At 56.2% G+C, this 16,098-nt stretch carries 17 protein-coding genes and 1 tRNA gene; 13 read left to right on the plus strand and 5 right to left on the minus strand.

Features of this window, described 5'->3' with window-relative positions:
• Positions 1-271: 271 nt before the first annotated feature.
• Positions 272-919, minus strand: coding sequence for a hydrogenase nickel incorporation protein HypB (hypB, locus tag RCI_RS05100; RefSeq protein WP_012035329.1), 648 nt, complete (start codon positions 917-919; stop codon positions 272-274).
• 211 nt (positions 920-1,130) lie between these two features.
• On the opposite strand from hypB, the gene RCI_RS16135 reads away from it, so the two are divergent.
• From RCI_RS16135 to RCI_RS05135, 7 genes are all read left to right on the plus strand, one after another.
• Positions 1,131-3,638: a PAS domain S-box protein gene (locus tag RCI_RS16135; protein WP_012035330.1), complete on the plus strand. Its 2,508-nt coding sequence runs from the start codon at positions 1,131-1,133 to the stop codon at positions 3,636-3,638.
• 501 nt (positions 3,639-4,139) lie between these two features.
• Complete coding sequence (locus tag RCI_RS05110) at positions 4,140-4,448, plus strand: signal recognition particle subunit SRP19/SEC65 family protein (RefSeq protein WP_231844946.1); 309 nt, start codon at positions 4,140-4,142, stop codon at positions 4,446-4,448.
• 65 nt (positions 4,449-4,513) lie between these two features.
• A complete protein-coding gene (locus tag RCI_RS05115) occupies positions 4,514-5,170 on the plus strand; it encodes a histidinol phosphate phosphatase domain-containing protein (protein WP_012035332.1) in 657 nt (218 codons plus the stop codon).
• 215 nt (positions 5,171-5,385) lie between these two features.
• The gene (locus RCI_RS05120) at positions 5,386-5,625 is read left to right on the plus strand and encodes an H/ACA ribonucleoprotein complex subunit GAR1 (RefSeq protein ID WP_012035333.1); all 240 of its coding nucleotides are present in this window, start codon (positions 5,386-5,388) and stop codon (positions 5,623-5,625) included.
• 13 nt (positions 5,626-5,638) lie between these two features.
• The gene (locus RCI_RS05125) at positions 5,639-6,652 is read left to right on the plus strand and encodes a transcription initiation factor IIB (protein WP_012035334.1); all 1,014 of its coding nucleotides are present in this window, start codon (positions 5,639-5,641) and stop codon (positions 6,650-6,652) included.
• Between the two features lie 120 nt (positions 6,653-6,772).
• The gene (locus RCI_RS05130; RefSeq protein ID WP_231844947.1) at positions 6,773-7,534 is read left to right on the plus strand and encodes a sulfite exporter TauE/SafE family protein; all 762 of its coding nucleotides are present in this window, start codon (positions 6,773-6,775) and stop codon (positions 7,532-7,534) included.
• A gap of 8 nt (positions 7,535-7,542) precedes the next feature.
• Complete coding sequence (locus tag RCI_RS05135) at positions 7,543-8,145, plus strand: amino acid kinase (protein ID WP_231844978.1); 603 nt, start codon at positions 7,543-7,545, stop codon at positions 8,143-8,145.
• Between the two features lie 57 nt (positions 8,146-8,202).
• On the opposite strand, the gene RCI_RS05140 is transcribed toward RCI_RS05135, so the two are convergent.
• The 4 genes from RCI_RS05140 to RCI_RS05155 all read right to left on the minus strand — a co-directional run bounded on the left by RCI_RS05140 (position 8,203) and on the right by RCI_RS05155 (position 11,507).
• Entirely contained in the window at positions 8,203-8,802 is a 600-nt protein-coding gene (locus RCI_RS05140) for a DUF2150 family protein (RefSeq protein WP_012035337.1), read from the minus strand.
• Positions 8,803-8,887: 85 nt separating this feature from the next.
• Entirely contained in the window at positions 8,888-10,273 is a 1,386-nt protein-coding gene (locus tag RCI_RS05145) for a single-stranded-DNA-specific exonuclease RecJ (protein ID WP_012035338.1), read from the minus strand.
• Between the two features lie 332 nt (positions 10,274-10,605).
• The gene (locus tag RCI_RS05150) at positions 10,606-11,205 is read right to left on the minus strand and encodes a lysine exporter LysO family protein (RefSeq protein ID WP_012035339.1); all 600 of its coding nucleotides are present in this window, start codon (positions 11,203-11,205) and stop codon (positions 10,606-10,608) included.
• The gene (locus tag RCI_RS05155) at positions 11,202-11,507 is read right to left on the minus strand and encodes a LysO family transporter (protein ID WP_012035340.1); all 306 of its coding nucleotides are present in this window, start codon (positions 11,505-11,507) and stop codon (positions 11,202-11,204) included. The genes RCI_RS05150 and RCI_RS05155 overlap by 4 nt, the downstream gene beginning before the upstream one ends.
• Before the next feature lie 216 nt (positions 11,508-11,723).
• Here RCI_RS05155 and thsA point away from each other — a divergent pair, with 216 nt between their 5' ends.
• From thsA to RCI_RS05185, 6 genes are all read left to right on the plus strand, one after another.
• Positions 11,724-13,412, plus strand: a complete 1,689-nt coding sequence (gene thsA, locus RCI_RS05160) for a thermosome subunit alpha (RefSeq protein ID WP_052309910.1) — start codon at positions 11,724-11,726, stop codon at positions 13,410-13,412.
• A gap of 174 nt (positions 13,413-13,586) precedes the next feature.
• Positions 13,587-14,246: a PHP domain-containing protein gene (locus RCI_RS05165; RefSeq protein WP_012035342.1), complete on the plus strand. Its 660-nt coding sequence runs from the start codon at positions 13,587-13,589 to the stop codon at positions 14,244-14,246.
• Between the two features lie 70 nt (positions 14,247-14,316).
• Positions 14,317-14,901, plus strand: a complete 585-nt coding sequence (locus tag RCI_RS05170) for a hypothetical protein (RefSeq protein WP_012035343.1) — start codon at positions 14,317-14,319, stop codon at positions 14,899-14,901.
• A 125-nt stretch (positions 14,902-15,026) separates the two neighbouring features.
• Positions 15,027-15,098: transfer RNA gene (locus tag RCI_RS05175), tRNA-Gly, on the plus strand.
• 204 nt (positions 15,099-15,302) lie between these two features.
• Positions 15,303-15,623, plus strand: coding sequence for a DUF2551 domain-containing protein (locus RCI_RS05180; protein ID WP_012035344.1), 321 nt, complete (start codon positions 15,303-15,305; stop codon positions 15,621-15,623).
• Positions 15,624-15,655: 32 nt separating this feature from the next.
• Complete coding sequence (locus RCI_RS05185) at positions 15,656-16,021, plus strand: NUDIX domain-containing protein (RefSeq protein WP_012035345.1); 366 nt, start codon at positions 15,656-15,658, stop codon at positions 16,019-16,021.
• The last annotated feature ends 77 nt before the right edge of the window (positions 16,022-16,098 follow it).

Consider the following 16,098-nt stretch of genomic DNA (forward strand, 5'->3'; position numbering starts at 1 on the left):
AGCAGCCTGCTGGCACATGGCCAGAGAAGGCGTCAGCAGGACGGAGAAAGAGTTTAAGTAAAAAGAGAAGGGCCTTACGGCCGCATTCAATGATTGTAACAGTAAACAGGTCCCGGGACTCTTAAAGATAAGCCTTACGCCTTCTTCTTCGAGTCCTTAGCCTTCTCGTCCTTCTTAGGCTTGCTGCCGCAGCCGCATCCACATCCTGCCATCAGTAGTCACCTCTTTGAAGGTTTATCTATGCTGGATAATCGCTCAAGGTACAAATACTTTATTTTGTTATGAGGTCGGCCAGTTCCTCGACTCCGGCACCAGTCTTCAGGTTGGTCTTCAGGATCTGGATGTTCGAGTTGTGGCGCTTCATGTCCTTTTCCATGCGCTCGATGCTGGCTCCGACGGCCCCGGCAAGGTCTACCTTGTTGATGATGCCGATCTGGCATTCCCGGAACATGGCCGGGTGCTTGTTGACCACGTCGTCGCCTTCGGTGACGGAGACGATGACCACCCGCTTGTGGCTGCCCACGGGGAAGTCGGTGGGGCAGACCATGTTGCCGACGTTCTCGATCAGCAGCAGGTCGATGTCGTCCAGGGGCAGATGATGCAGCGCGTGGTGCACCATGTGTGCGTCGAGATGGCATTCCGTGCCGGTGTTGAGGTTCTCCGTCGGGATGTTCAGGGCGTGGATGCGCTGATAGTCGTCGTCGCCGTAGCAGTCGCCGACAATGGCGCCTACCTTGAAGCCTCTGTTCCGCAGGACAGGGGTAAGCTTCTCGACCAGCATAGTCTTGCCGGAGCCCACTGCTCCGAGAATGTCGATCGCCTTGATGCCGTGTTCCTCGAGGTGTTCCCGGTTCTCTTCTGCCTGCCTCTTGTTGGCCTCTGTGACGCTGGCACCTACGTTAACCTGAATTTTATGCAAGATATCACCGTGAAGATTTTAGATCAATCATGGCATCATCAATGAAATATTTGTCGCCGCCGGCGTATCTGCACCGGCGCAAGTGCACGACCTTCGAAGCATAAAGTTAAAGATTGGTAGAAGAAGTATATAACGGAAAAAGAAGATAATGGCACAATGCTTGGAATCATCAGGCATATGCTGCAGCTGTTGATGTCGAGTGGGATGGAAGATGGTTAATGCACGCTTGTTAGTGGTCGAGGATGAGAGCATTGTCGCCAAGGACATTCAGCACCGGCTGAGAAACCTCGGTTACGAAGTGCCGGCGGTAGTCGCCTACGGTGAGAAGGCCATCGAGAAAGCGGGAGAATTACAGCCAGACCTGGTGCTGATGGACATCTTCCTGAAGGGGGAGATGGACGGTATCCAGGCTGCGGAAGAGATCAAGCGCCAGTACGACATTCCGGTCATTTTCCTCACCGCTTTCGCTGATCCGAACACGCTGCAGCGGGCGAAGATCACAGAGCCGTTCGGCTATATCCTGAAGCCGTTCGAGGAGAGAGAGCTGCTCACTGCCATCGAGATGGCCCTGTACAAGCACAAGATGGAGAGACGGCTCAAGGAAAGCGAGCGGTGGCTGTCAGTCACGCTCAAGAGCATAGGGGACGCGATCATCACCACGGACATGGCGGGCAAGATCACGTTCATGAACCACGTTGCCGAAAACCTGACCGGCTGGAAGCAGGAGGAAGCGCACAGGCGGGATCTGTTCGGCATCTTCAACCTCATAGACGAGGCGGGCAGGACGCTGGAGAGCCCGGTCAGCAGAGTCATCAAAGAAGGCGCTGCCGTCATTCAGCAGAACGACGTCATCCTCATCGCCCGGAACGGGAACGAGATCGCCATAGACAGCAGCGCAGCGCCCATAAGGGATGACAAGAACAACACTATCGGCGCCGTGCTGGTCTTCCGGGACATCACCGAGCGGAAGCAGACGGAGGAGGCGCTGCAGTTCACCCAGTTCTCGGTCGACCACGCCGCAGACGCCGCCTTCTGGGTCCGGGACGACGGACACTTCTTCTACGTGAACGAGGCCGCCTGCCAGTCGCTCGGCTACCGCCGGGACGAGCTGCTCAGGATGAGCATAGCGGACATCAGCGAGGATATCACGGAGCAAGAGTGGCCGGACCACATGAATCGGCTCAAGGAGCACGGCAGGTGGACCTTCGAATCGAAGCACAGGAAAAAGGACGGCAAGGTCTTCCCGGTAGAGGTCACCACCAACGTCCTCAAGTTCAACGGACGGGAGTACATCTGCACCTTCGCCCGGGACATCACCGAGCGTAAGCAGGCCGAGCAGACCTTGATGGAAAACAACCGCCACCTCGAGATCATCAGCTCGATCACCTCCACGATCAACAAGTCGGACAACACCAGAGACATGCTGGACCACGTGCTCCGGGACATCCTGAACCTCCTCGAGATCGATTCGGGCGCCATATACCTGTTCGACTCGGAGGATGCTTCTGAGATGAAGCTCAGGGCTGCGGTCACCCGCTTAGAGAGAGGCAGGGTAGTCAGGTACAAGCAGACGGTGCCGGGGATCACCATTGTAGACCAGGGAAGCATCTTCTACAGCGACAGCACCCAGTACCTGTACGAGAGCGACGGCGCCAGCGCAGTCACAAACGTGCCGATATCCGTCAAGGACAAGGTGGTAGGTATCATGACCCTGTCACCCGGGAGGAGCCTCGATGCCAGCGATACCAGAGAGCTGCTCAGCATCAGCTCCCAGCTGGGCATCGCAGTGGACAACCACCGGCTCTTCAAGAAGATCCAGGATACGAGCAACTACCTGGCCAGCATCATCAACGAGTCCCCCGACCCCATGCTGACCACCGATGCCTCTGGCCTCATCGTCTCGTTCAACCGTAGTGCGTCGAGGCTGCTCTCCTACGCACAGGACGAAGTCGTCGGCCGGCCGGTCAACTCGCTGCTGCCCCCCGGAACGACGCTCGACCTCGGAGACAGCAAGAGCTATGTCAGAGAGTTCAAGTGCAAAGACGGCTCGGTGATCAAGCTCACCACCTCGACGGCCAGGCTATACAAGGACGGCATCAAGAGCGGCTTCATTATCACCCTGAAGGATCTCTCCGAGATCAGTGGCCTGAGGGTCGTGCCGGTCACAGAAAACACGGCAGCCCCCGAAACTTCGTCCGCATACAGATTCGATCCCGGGGTCATCTACCTGTTCGACAAAAAGAAGCGGCAGGACCACATGGAAGTATTCGCAGACCAGGTCAAGCACAACATCCAGGGTTTATGTATAACAAGGCAGAACCCGAAGAAGATCAGGGAGAAGTACGGCCTGGAAAAGACTCCCATCATCTGGCTCAACAGCGGCGAAGGAGTCGCCGGCGAGAGCGTCATCAAGCCCGACAACATGACCAGCCTGGGCGCCACGATATACAAGTTCATGTCAGAGGCTAAGGACGGCTTAATTCTGCTCGACGGCATGGAGTACCTGATGATGCGCAGCAGCTACGAAACCCTGCTCAAGTTCATCCACTACCTCAACGACCGGATCATGATGAGCAACAGCAGAGTCGTCTTCTGCATAGACACCAGAACCATCGACGAGCGGCAGCTCCACATCCTCATGAGCGAGATGATGGACTTTGATAAGGTTGCTGTCGCAAACGACTCCATGCAGATCGCGCCGAAGTTGAAGGTGGAGTAGTAAAAGACGCATTTTTATTTTCCCCTCGCTAATGCGAGGACAGGCCCGAAAAACCTCCGTCGACCGCATACCGACAATACTTGTTGTGTAACCCTATCAATGCAACCTGAATGGTTTAGCGGTCGGCGAGGCGTTTCGGGCTTGTCCTGCCCGTCAGGGCAGGATACGGAGATGACGGGGCAATGAACGCCAACCGAAGGTGGCGTTGCTTAGCGCTTGCGAAGGAGGTTCGACTGGCGCAGCCGAAGGCGCAGCCAGGTCGTCCGACGAGGGTGCGAGCGCGGCCCCGGCATCGGAGTACCCGAAACGACGAGTAGCCCGCCATCAGGCGGGCGTCGACCCGCGATTATTGTTACCTATAACTGCCAAAACAAGCGTAACTGATAGAACGGGCGTCGACCCGCTATGTGCGATCATAAATACGGCTATAACGTGAGTCGAACAACATCCTGTCTTTTCAACCCGAAAGTCATATAGAGGATAAGGAGTAAGTTTAGAAAGATGCAGCGCGAAGAGATGAAGGAAAAACACCAGATAGTAATTTGGCCCGTATACCTGGACGCGAACAAGGCCCGGAACGAAGGCAGGTTGACGCCCATGTCCTGCTCGGTCAAGACACCGAGAGTGATGGAGATATTCAAGGCTGCAGAAAAGCTGGGCCTGCACCCCGAGCATGTGACCGGCAAAGCTCACCCGGCAGCGTGGGCGGACAAGAGCGGCTACGTCCTCGTCGACAACATCGGGCCTAAAACGGATCTGCTGCGCAGGATAGGCACAGAGATTATCCGCATGCGTGGCGGTAAGCAGTAATCTTTTTTCTTGACTTTTCTGCCCCTGGAAAAGAATTAATATTCAATCAGAGCTTACTTTCATTCATGATCGATCTCCACACCCACTCTCTTTTAAGCGACGGCGAACTCCTGCCCAGCGAGCTGGTGCGCCGGGCGAAGGTGATCGGCTACGAGGCTATCGCCATCACCGATCACGCCGACTACACGAACCTCGAGAGGCTGATCGACGCCTCGAAGAAGGCGAGGGTGCTGGAGGAGAGCTATGGCATTGTCGTCATATCTGGCGTGGAGCTGACTCACCTGCCGCCGGAGCACATCGCACCGCTGGCGAAGAGGGCGAAAGAGCTGGGCGCTGAAATCGTCGTGGTGCACGGGGAGACGCCTGCGGAGCCTGTAGCTCCGGGCACGAATAAAGCGGCGGTTAGCTGTAAAGACGTGGACGTGCTGGCGCACCCGGGCTTTCTGACGCTGGAGGAGGCCAGGCTTGCCGCATCTAACGGCATCCTGCTGGAGATCACGTCGAGGGGCGGCCACAACATGACGAATGGCTACGTAGCCAACACAGCCCGGGAAGCGGGTGCAATGATGGTAGTGGACACGGACTCGCACGCGCCGGGCGACCTCATCACGGGCGCCCGAGCCCTCGCGGTAGCAAGAGGCGCAGGCCTGAGCGAGCAAGAGGCGGCCCTGACGCGAGAAAACGCCGTACGTAAGCTGAATTTAATAGTAGGCCGCAGGTGATCCGGCAGAGGCCGTATAACAGGTAATAGTCTTACTATACAGGCAATTTAGAAAGTTTTAATATCCACTGGCTACATAGTAATAAATTAACGCACTAATTCATGAAAATGCGCAGATAGCGCCGGTATATTCTAATATAGCATAGCATATTAAGTATTGCGTAAAGTTTTTATACTATCGCATAAGACTATATATAGTTTTGGAAGTGACGTTTTTTGAAACGACTTGGCAGAGTTTTGCATTTATCCCCGCATGGCCACCTGATTATCAGACTGGAAGAAACGTCGCTGCCGAAGATGAACGCGAAGGTTGTAACGAAAAAGATGGACAGGGTTGGCACTGTTTACGATATTTTCGGGCCTGAAAAAGCCCCTTACGTCTCCGTGAAAGTAGATAGAAAGTTACCGAAAGCCAGCGTGCAGGCGCTGGTGAACGAGCGAGTATTCGTCGCGTAGAAGGTGTATTACCGTGGCAGAAATTGAAAAAATAAGAGAGATAGAGAAGCGAGAGGTTTCCAGAGAGAAGTCCCTCGAAAGAGTAAAGAAGGAGACCGAGAAGACCGGTGAAAGCGAAGAGCGCATCATGGAGTGCCCGGAATGCGGCTCTCGCCAGCTTGTACACGACTATGAGAGAGCGGAGCTCGTGTGCAACGAATGCGGCCTCGTAGTCGACGAGGACTTTATCGATATGGGCCCTGAGTGGAGGGCTTTCGATCACGATCAGCGCATGAAGCGGTCCCGTGTGGGCGCCCCCATGACATTCACCATTCACGACAAAGGCCTGTCGACTATGATCGACTGGAGAAACAGAGACTCTTATGGCAAGTCCATCTCTTCCAAGAACAGGGCACAGCTGTACAGGCTCAGGAAATGGCAGAGGCGTATCAGGGTATCGAACGCAACAGAGCGTAACCTCGCATTCGCCCTGTCGGAACTGGACAGGATGGCCTCTGCGCTGGGCCTGCCCAGGAACATCAGGGAGACATCCGCCGTCGTATACAGGAAAGCAGTCTCCAAGAACCTGATCCGTGGCAGAAGCATCGAAGGCGTCGCTGCCGCAGCACTTTATGCGGCCTGCAGGCAGAACGGCGTTCCCAGGACGCTCGACGAGATCGCAGAGGTGTCGAGAGTCAGCAGGAAGGAAATCGGCAGGACTTACCGGTTCATATCCAGGGAACTCGGCCTCAAGCTCATGCCTACGTCGCCCATCGACTACGTCCCGAGGTTCTGCTCGGGCTTATCGTTAAAAGGTGAGGTGCAGAGCAAGGCAGTGGAGATCCTGAGACAGGCGGCCGAGAAGGAGCTGACCAGCGGCAGAGGCCCGACGGGCGTCGCAGCGGCGGCAATCTACATCTCGTCCATCCTGTGCGGCGAGCGCAGGACGCAGCGCGAGGTCGCCAACGTGGCGGGCGTGACGGAAGTCACCATCCGTAACAGGTACAAGGAACTTGCAGAAGAGCTGGACATAGAGATTATTCTCTAAGCCAGAGCTTCTACTTTTCTCACTTTTAAGCTTGCCCGGAAACGGGCAAAGCATTTTTCATATTCAAATCTGATATCATAACCGTTTAAAATGCTATCCGCCGTCAGCATCATACTGTTTTTGATCACTGGTCTGATAGCCGGCGCTTTCGGTGGCCTGCTCGGCCTGGGGGGAGCGGTGATCCTCGTACCGGTGCTGACGCTGGGCTTCGGCCTGCCGATACACCTGGCCATACCTGTCTCGCTGATCTCCAACATCTTCGTCTCGCTGACGTCGGTGATGAGCTACAGGCGCCGGGGATTACTGCACAGGAGAACGATCTGGATCATGAACGTGTGGTCTGTGACCGGCATCATCCTGGGCACTCTGGTCGCAGCCTGGAGCCCGGATACACGTATCAAGCTCCTGTTCGGCATTTTCCTTCTGTTCATGATAGCAGAGGCGGTACTGGTCAAGAGAGAAATAGATCTGGGCGAGGCGCAAGAGCCGGAGAAGCTCAACGTGCCGGCGTTCTCAGCACTGGGATTTTGCATGGGGCTGCTGGGAGCGCTGCTCGGCATAGGAGGCGGAACACTGGCGGTGCCGGTGCAGAACTCGCTCTTGAAAGTCCCGCTCAGAAACGCGATCGCCAACTCTCTCGCCACGATCGTCGTCTCGGCATCCGTCGGGGCCGTCACATACTTCATCGTGGGCTCGGGGACACTCTTCTCCGCTACTGAAGCCCTGGTCATCGCTGCGGCGATTGTGCCCGGGTCAGTCATCGGGGCAAAGCTTGCTACAATGTTCTCGGACAGGCTGCCCGTCAGGTACATAAGGTATATTTTTTACCTCGTGTTACTCTATATCTCGTATAACATGATAAGAAGCGGCATGGGCTGGTAACTTTGATCGTGCTGAAGATAGGCGGCAGCCTCTTTGATCACTCCCGGGCGCTGGTAAAGCGGATAGCTGAGGAAGAGTTAGCCGCAGACATCCTCATCGTTCCCGGGGGAGGCGACTTTGCCGACACGATTAGGAAAGTCTACCGGGAGAAGCAATTATCCGACGATGCCGCCCACTGGATGGCGGTCCTCGCCATGAATCAATATGCGTATTATCTGGCCGACGGCACGGGCATACCGCTGGCGGATTCGCTGAAAGGCACAGGCATCAGAATCGCCCTGCCGTACGAGATCCTGCGGAAAGATGATGCATTGCCGCACAGCTGGGACGTGACCTCGGACACCATCGCCGCATGGATGGCCCTGAAGACCGGAGGCAGGCTGATCAAAGCCACGGACGTGGACGGCATTTTCGCCGACGGCAAACTTTTGGAGACCGTAGAAGCTTCCAGACTCTGCGGCACCGGCGAAACCTGCATCGACAGCGCGCTTCCCGAATTTTTATTAAATAACAGGCTGGACGCATTCGTCGTAAACGGCCTCGATACTGCCCGCGTCTCTAAAGCCGTCAGAGAAGAAAAGACGATGGGTACGCGTATACTGGGAAGATAGCGTTTGTCAGGCAGTACGCATTGAATATCTTAAAAAACAGGAAGGAGCGTTTTTTGCTCACTCTTCGTCGTCAGCTTCATCTGTGTAGTCGATGCCGCCTGCGAGCACGGCTGCGATAGAGTCAAGGCCGTCGATGCCTTCGGCGACCAGGCTGTCGGGGGCGACCTTGTCCAGCGCTTTCTCGCTGTCGAACGACTTGCCTGCCAGTACCAGTGCGCCGGCTTTGCTGACCAGTTCGAAGGTCTTGTCCATGTCTTCGGCTTCCTCAGCCTTGAAAGCATCGATGATGAGCTTTGTCGGATCCGCTTTAGGGTCGAAGTCGCCGGCTACGAAGTATTCGGCTGCGCCGAAAACCGCCACGAGCGCCCGCTGCACCGATTCAATCATCTCGTCCTTGTCGGGGTCTATGGGCTCCACGGGAGAGAGGATAATCCGTTTCATGTTCTCCAGGTTAGCTGCCGCATCCTCTTTAGTGATGTACTTGTTCTGGAGCTTGCCCGTGATTTTGCAGATCGCCAGGATGACGTCCTCTTCCATGTCCAGGAAGACGATGCCTTCCCTGCCGAGGCCTTCTGCGCTCGGGTCAAACTTGAACTTGCTCTCTTTGACCTGGTTGATCCAGTTGTTCCATCTTTCCTCGGAATAAAACATGAGCATTGATTATCTCCTTCCGTCTAAATCCATACATGAACCGGCTGCATATAAATGTTTTCGCTGCGAGGGATATCCGACAGGGGCGCATTTATAGCTTGCTCTTTATCTGTTCCCCGATTTTTTGGTCCAGCAGAGCCATGAACTCTACCTCTTTACCTGCGGGGATCGTAGCTCCGGCGGCGATGTCGTGGCCTCCCCCGGCGCCGCCTACGGCGGCTGCAGCTTCGGATATGGCCCGGGCCAGGTTGAGGCCGCGCATAATCAAATCATGGTTGCCCCTCGCCGAAACCTTGATCCCCTCGGTCGACGTGGCCAGCCCGACGATGGGCATCCCCCGGCTGACGCAGTCCAGGCTGCTGCTCATGCCGGCGATGATGCCTACGATCGTTTCTCTGATCTCGCTCCTGGCGTCGAAGTACTGGACGTTATTCAGCCGGGTGACGCCATGGTCGCTGACATAGTTCAGGCCGTTGACCAGGTTGCGGCGGTGCTGCTCGAGCAGGTCCCGGGCGTAGTGGAAAGCCTCGCCCCGGTCGCCCGTACAGATGGCCAGGCCGGTTTCGGCGTACTCGTACCGGGCGGTAGCGTTCAGCAGCGTAGAGAACTCGGATGCGTCCCGCATTTCAGTGCCTGGCTCTTCCTTGCACAGGGTATATACCTCGCCCACCAGCCGCTGGATTTTATGGGAGGGCATACCGCAGGCCATGCAGTGCTGGAACAGGCTGGAGATGACCCGGGTCTTCTCGTCCCGGCTCAGGTCGATCCACCGCCTCCAAGACTCCGCCTTGACCGGGATACCCGCGTTCTCCAGGAAGGTGACGCAGGCCTCTTCACACCCGCTCAACCCGGGCATGTACGGGTCCGAGCAATACTGGAGAAGCTTATAGACAGGGCGGGTCTGCCGGCCGAAGAGCTTGATGTCTTTCTCGAACGACAGGTAGCCGCCCGATACCCCAAGTGTCAGGATCTGCCGGTTCACCCCGACCAGCGCGTTCGTGCGCATGTCCTGCAGATCGCCGACGGCCCCGACGATGGCCAGCGAAGAAAGGTCCTCGTTGGGGCCGAGCTTGAGCGCCAGCAGGAACGTTACTCCTGAGCCGCTGATATCGGTAGCCCCGTTCAGCCCGACGAGGTGCGGGTTCAGATGGTACGGGTAGTCGGACGGCTTCGGCTGGTGGTGATCGGCGATCACCGCTGTCAGCCCCAGCTCATTGATCTGGTCGATCGCCCCGCTCCCGAGGTCGGTGAAGATCACAGTACGCTTCCCGGCGATGGCCGCTATCTGCTTCAGCGCCTCCGCGTCCAGCTTCTTTACGAACCGGGTATCGTAGCCCTTGCCGAGCCTCTGCAGCGCAGTACAGATGATACCCGCTGAGGTCAGCCCGTCCGCGTCAATGTGAGAGACAACGAGCAGCTCGTCGCTCTTTTTAATCAGATCCGCACACCGCTCCGCTGCCTGGCTAAATCGTTCCATCGATAGGACATGAGTGTTGTGGGTTTATACTGTTTACGCTAAAGGGGAGTGAAAGTATTATTTTCATGTTATGGAAAATAAGTGCCCCAATTCGAATATAACCACAGAGACACAGAGGTGCACAGAGACTCACAGAGCGATTGTTTCACCACAGAGACGCACAGAGACGCACAGAGATTTCCACATTAAATGATTGCTCCTACATTATCCATAAAAATAGCTGTGTGTCTGTGTCTCTGTGTTTCTCTGTGCCTCTGTGGTAAACCGTTCTCTGTGCGTCTCTGTGCACTCTGTGGTGAATGGTTATCTTTGCCCCAGTGGTTAAAAAGCCCTCACAGCCCGGCGAGGGCAGGCACGAGGAACACGACGAGGATTGACAGTACTACCCCGCTGATGAAGGCGACGATGCTCATCTCGCTCCCGGCATACTTGACCACGAAGGGCAGGGTGGTGTCCATAGTAGTGGCGCCGCCGGGGGCTACCGAGGCGATTTTGCCGAAGTACTTGACTACCAGCGGGAGCATCATGATCGACAGGATCTCCCGGAAGACGTTGGAGAGAAGTGCCATCGTGCCGATGTCTGCTCCGACCATGGTGGTGAGCATGATGCCGGAGAGGCTGTACCAGCCGAAGCCCGCGCCGATGGCCATGCCGTAAGCGGGAGTGATGCCGACCACGAAGCTGGCTGCCAGTCCACCGGCGATGCTGCCGCAGGCGATGAACAGGGGAAGCAGCAGTATCTTCACGCCCAGCCGCCGGATCTCCGTTATTACGGTCCGGTTCTGGCTCAGGTCCAGGCCGATGAAGAAGAGAAGCAGGCACAGCATGGCGGTGAGGATCGTGTCGAGGCTGGCTGAGACTGCGTCAGGGATCAGCCCGAAAACCGCAAGGGTAATGCCTAGCGCCAGTGCTGCTATAATCTGCCAGATCACTTCGACCCGCTCCTGAGCACGAGCTTATCGAACAGCACGGCGAAGAGAATGCTGCCCGCTATGGCCGCGAGCGTGATCAGCAGAGCCTTGAGCCCGAAGATTCCCAGGCCTTCCATAACTGACTTATTAAGCCCGGTTTTGACGCCCATGAGGAAGATGAGGATGAAGACCATTCCGGTCATGGCCATGGAAATCAGCTTTTTCTCCCTGTCGCTGAACTGCTTTCGAATCAAGCCTACAAGGACGCCGGCGATCAGGGAGGCGATGATCAGCCCGATGGATAGTAGCATCTGGTCGAACATGGTGGTGGGTATGGTCTGCGGTTGTATTATTTATACTTAGCTTCCGGCATCGCTTAAAGGCAACCGCATCTACGGTAGACGATACCCCCGGGGCGGCCACCAGGCCGCCTCCAAGATAGGCACCACAGCATGGCGATTCTTCGTATCATTGGCGGTAAATTATTTATAGAAGTACAATCCTAATTATGCACCATAATCAGGCATATTTCTGGAGGTATGATTTTGGCCAACGAAGGTGCTGGCGGTCAGCCAGTATACATACTCAGGGAAGGAAGCACCCAGTCCAAGGGACGGGATGCCCAGCAATTCAATATCATGGCAGCGGTAGCAGTGGCTGAGGCAGTCAAGTCGACTCTCGGCCCCAAGGGCATGGACAAGATGCTTGTCGACCCTACGGGCAACGTCACTGTGACCAACGATGGAGCCACCATCCTCAGGGAAGTCCAGATCGATCACCCTGCCGCACAGATGATCGTGGAAGTCGCCAGGGCCCAGGATGATGAGGTAGGCGACGGCACGACGACCGCAGTGGTGCTCGCGGGCGAGCTGTTGAGGAAGGCCTCGGATCTCATGGACAGGCAGATCCACCCGACGGTCATCGCTACCGGCTACAGGATGGCTGCGGACAAGGCTAAGGAGCTGCTGCAGACGATCGCTGTCCCGGTTGAGAAGACAGACAGGGAGCTGCTCGAGAAGATCGCCTTCACCGCCATGACCGGCAAAGGCGCGGAAGCAGAGGGTGCCATGCTCTCGAAGCTGGCAGTGGACGCAGTCCTGGCAGTGGAAGATGCCGGCAAGGTGGACACCGACAACGTCAAGGTCGAGAAGATGGTCGGCCCCGGCGCCATGGCCTCACAGCTCATCAAGGGCATCGCCCTGGGCAAGACCAGGGTTGTCGAGAACATGCCGAAGGCTGTCTCGAAAGCTAAGATTCTGCTGCTCAACGCGTCGATGGAGATCAAAAAGACACAGGTCGACGCATCTATCAAGATCAAGAGCCCGCAGCAGATGAAGACCTTCCTGGAGCAGGAAGAGGCCATGCTTCTGAAGAACGTGGAGGCAATAAGCAAGAGCGGTGCCAACGTGCTCTTCTGCCAGAAGGGAATGGACGACCTGGTAGCCAGCCACCTGGGCAAGAAAGGCATCTTCGCCATCAAGAGCGTCTCCGAGTCGGACATGAAAAAGCTATCCAGGGCTACGGGCGCCAGGATCGTGACCAAGATCGAGGAGATCGACCCGAAGGACCTCGGCTACGCAGGCATCGTCGAAGAGCGCAAGGTGAGCGGCGACGAATCGCTGACCTTCGTCGAGGAGTGCAAGAACCCGAAGGCCGTCACTCTGTTCGTCCGTGCCGGCACGGCCACCGTGATGGACGAGCTGGAGCGGGCATTACATGACGCCATCAGGGTAGTAAGTGTCGTAGTGGAGGACGGAAAGGTCGTCCCCGCCGGCGGGGCACCTGAGATAGAGCTCAGCCTCCGGCTGAAGCAGTATGCGTCCACAATCGGCGGCAGAGAGCAGCTGGCCATCGAGTCGTTTGCGAACGCCATGGAGATCATCCCCAGGACGCTTGCCGAGAACGCCGGTCTCGACCCCATCGACATGCTCGTCAGCCTGCGCAGCAAGCACGAGGCTAAGAATGGCAAGAATTTCGGCCTGAACGTCTACGAGGGCAAGCCGATCGACATGCTCGCAGCCGGCATCATCGAGCCGCTCAGGGTCAAGACCCAGGCAGTGGGCTCCGCAGCCGAAGCCGCTGTCATGATCCTGCGCATTGACGATGTAATCGCCTCGGGAGGTCCGAGCGAGCAGACGATCTCCGAAGCAAAGCAGCAGGCAAAGAGGCAGCTTGCAGCCGGCCGCATGGGCGGCGGCATGCCACCCGGAATGGGCGGCTTCATGTGAGGGGCCTGATGGCCCCTCTTAGTTTTTTAGTTCGTAGTTTTTGTTAACTTTTAAAGGTACAGGCAGACCGGCAGAATGCCGCTTTTATCGTGTCAGCGCTCTTCGGGGCCATCAGGCCACCCGGAAAGATATTTAGTCGATCAGCAGACAGGTGTATTAAAAGAAGGGCAAATCATGCTGAAGTACGACCTGCACTCTCATTCCCGGTACTCCAAAGACGGGATCATGGACGTCAGGGACCTCCTTAAGATAGCGAAAAAACGAGGCCTGGACGGGATTGCCATCACCGATCATGACACCATCAGGGGAGGTATGGAGGCTGTCAAGCTGAAGCCCGAAGGCATCGACGTCATCTGCGGGTGCGAGGTAAAAACGGACAGGGGCGATGTGATCGGGCTGTTTCTCACAGAGGATATCAAAGCCCGGGAGCACACTGCCGTGATCGAGGAGATCAAGGCGCAGGGAGGAGTTGCCATAGTGCCCCACCCGTTCGACAGCATGCGGAGCTCTGCCTTCTGGCTCAGGGAAAACGATGCGCCGCTCATTGACGGGGTAGAGGTGATCAACGCCCGGTGCGTCTTCAACAGATATAACGATGCCGCCGACGCGTATTCGAACAACTACGGCAAGGCTAAGACTGGCGGCAGCGACGCCCACTTCGGAGCGGAGATCGGCAACGCCTACACGCTTCTCGAAGAGGGGTCGGACCTGCGGGAAGCGATCCTGAAGAGACAGACCGTCGCCTTCGGCCGGTGCTCCTCTCCCGTATTCCACGTACGTACGACTGCCCTGCTGGTCAAGCGAAAGATCAGCCAGCGCCGGATCAAACAGTAGCGAGGCGTTTCCCGCATCTGACGCGTCTGTCGTGCCAAACATTTTTCCCCGGAGCACTGGATAGGTCTCTATGCTTCGGGAGGACGCGAACGGTGATTACATCGGGAGTTTCGCCTTCGAGGGCCGGCGCTGCGAGTACAGGGTCAGGGGCTATGGGAAGCCTCTGCTGATCACCGCCGGCATCTCGCCGATATATGGCTCTTACGCTTGGCGGTATCTTTTCGAGTGCCTTGCGGGCACCAGTTTCGTATATTCTCTGGATATCGAGAGTATGATGAAGTCTGACGAAACCCGGGACCATGCGTACCACTCGAAGCTCATCGAGTATTTTCTCAGGGAGGTCATCGGGATACGGACGGCCATACTGGCGGGTGACCAGGAATATGCCGCTGTGACCGCTGCGGCTATAGAAGCCAGAGCTCTCGTGGACAAAGTGATATTCCTGTGCCCCGACAGGGCCGGCAGATTCAGGCTCAGGATCGCGATCGTCGCGGGTAAAGGGACTGAAAAGGGGGTCGCCCCCCTGCTCGACAGGCTACATCGAATATCTGCAGGCACCGCTGTCTGCACGAGATCGCGGGCCCGAAGAGGCGTCACATCAGGGAGCAAAAGTCCGGCAAGGATATGCGAGGATATCATGAGACTGCTGAGATAGTCCGGCAGTATACCGGTTATGCTGCGGTAAACTCAGGAATACCTGCATCGTACATGCCCGTTATTCCAAAAGATACATATAGAAAAAACGCGTTTAAATCATCTGCCAGTCTGGCTTTTTCATGCGCGGCTATGGTCTAGTGGCTATGACATGAGCTTCCCAAGCTCGAAGTCCGGGTTCAATTCCCGGTAGCCGCATCGCATATTTTATTATCGCTGTCGAAAATTTTAAGCCTGCGATAAAAAAATTTTTAGAATTGCGTCCGATAAATCGGGCAGTTTCTGGCACGTCTAAATCTATAGACTTTTAATATATTCTATAGTTGATTAATTGCTTGTTAAGAAAGAGTTAAATATGACCATGTGATAAATGATCATTAGGGTATATTGGTAGGGATAGAAATGGATTTTATCGTTAATGAGATCACTAAGCGTCTGGATGAGTATCTCAAGTCAGATGTGAGCGGCATTCGCAGGACCGTGTTGCACGCATTCGTCAAGCTCAAGAAGCTGACTGCTGACACGCTCCACCGGATCCTGATCGAGCGCAACTTCGCGATCACGCTGAAGCAGGTTACCGCAATGCTTGGCGTCATTCACTCCAAGCTGGGCATTCTCCACGCCCACAAGAACTCGTATGATGCAAAGTACGAGTACAGCCTGAAGGAGAAGTACGCGGGCATCGTCGAGTGGACGCTGGCTAACACCAAAGTCCCCTTCTAAATTTTACGCTTATACTGGAAGGCAGCAGATAGATGGTAGTTAGCTATGTCTATGTCATCGCGTTCTCGGGCGAACAGTTTCTGATGGTCCGGCACGCCCGCCGTGCCTGGGAAATGCCCGGCGGCAAGCTGGAGCCGGGGGAAGCACCAGAGCTGGGAGCCGCCAGGGAGTTCCGGGAAGAGACCGGGTACGAGGTGCACGACCTCAGAGTCCTCGAGCACGAGGAAGACGGGCTGGTCTACCTCGGCGACCTCGGGCCCAAAACCGAGACCGTCCCCAACGCGAAAGAGATCGCCGAAGTACGCCTTTTCGACGAGCTGCCTGCAGATCTGTCATTCCCCCTCGTCGAATACCAGCGCATGCTGGCCGCTGCGCGGAAAATGAGATTGTCTTCCTGATAGATCGCTTACGCTTTTTAGGCCTGCGAAGCAGGCCGATTTCGGCCGTTTTTTACCCGCCTAACGTATTTGTTGTG

The organism is Methanocella arvoryzae MRE50, from assembly GCF_000063445.1.
Lineage (GTDB): Archaea > Halobacteriota > Methanocellia > Methanocellales > Methanocellaceae > Methanocella_A > Methanocella_A arvoryzae.

Excerpts from the sequence above, each read along its gene's own strand:
- RCI_RS16135 (WP_012035330.1), top strand. The coding sequence starts at position 1,131 with ATGGTTAATGCACGCTTGTTAGTGGTCGAGGATGAGAGCATTGTCGCC.
- RCI_RS05110 (WP_231844946.1), top strand. The coding sequence starts at position 4,140 with ATGCAGCGCGAAGAGATGAAGGAAAAACACCAGATAGTAATTTGGCCC.
- RCI_RS05115 (WP_012035332.1), top strand. The coding sequence starts at position 4,514 with ATGATCGATCTCCACACCCACTCTCTTTTAAGCGACGGCGAACTCCTG.
- RCI_RS05140 (WP_012035337.1), bottom strand. The coding sequence starts at position 8,802 with ATGCTCATGTTTTATTCCGAGGAAAGATGGAACAACTGGATCAACCAG.
- RCI_RS05145 (WP_012035338.1), bottom strand. The coding sequence starts at position 10,273 with ATGGAACGATTTAGCCAGGCAGCGGAGCGGTGTGCGGATCTGATTAAA.
- RCI_RS05155 (WP_012035340.1), bottom strand. The coding sequence starts at position 11,507 with ATGTTCGACCAGATGCTACTATCCATCGGGCTGATCATCGCCTCCCTG.
- thsA (WP_052309910.1), top strand. The coding sequence starts at position 11,724 with ATGATTTTGGCCAACGAAGGTGCTGGCGGTCAGCCAGTATACATACTC.
- RCI_RS05165 (WP_012035342.1), top strand. The coding sequence starts at position 13,587 with ATGCTGAAGTACGACCTGCACTCTCATTCCCGGTACTCCAAAGACGGG.
- RCI_RS05170 (WP_012035343.1), top strand. The coding sequence starts at position 14,317 with ATGCTTCGGGAGGACGCGAACGGTGATTACATCGGGAGTTTCGCCTTC.
- RCI_RS05180 (WP_012035344.1), top strand. The coding sequence starts at position 15,303 with ATGGATTTTATCGTTAATGAGATCACTAAGCGTCTGGATGAGTATCTC.
- RCI_RS05185 (WP_012035345.1), top strand. The coding sequence starts at position 15,656 with ATGGTAGTTAGCTATGTCTATGTCATCGCGTTCTCGGGCGAACAGTTT.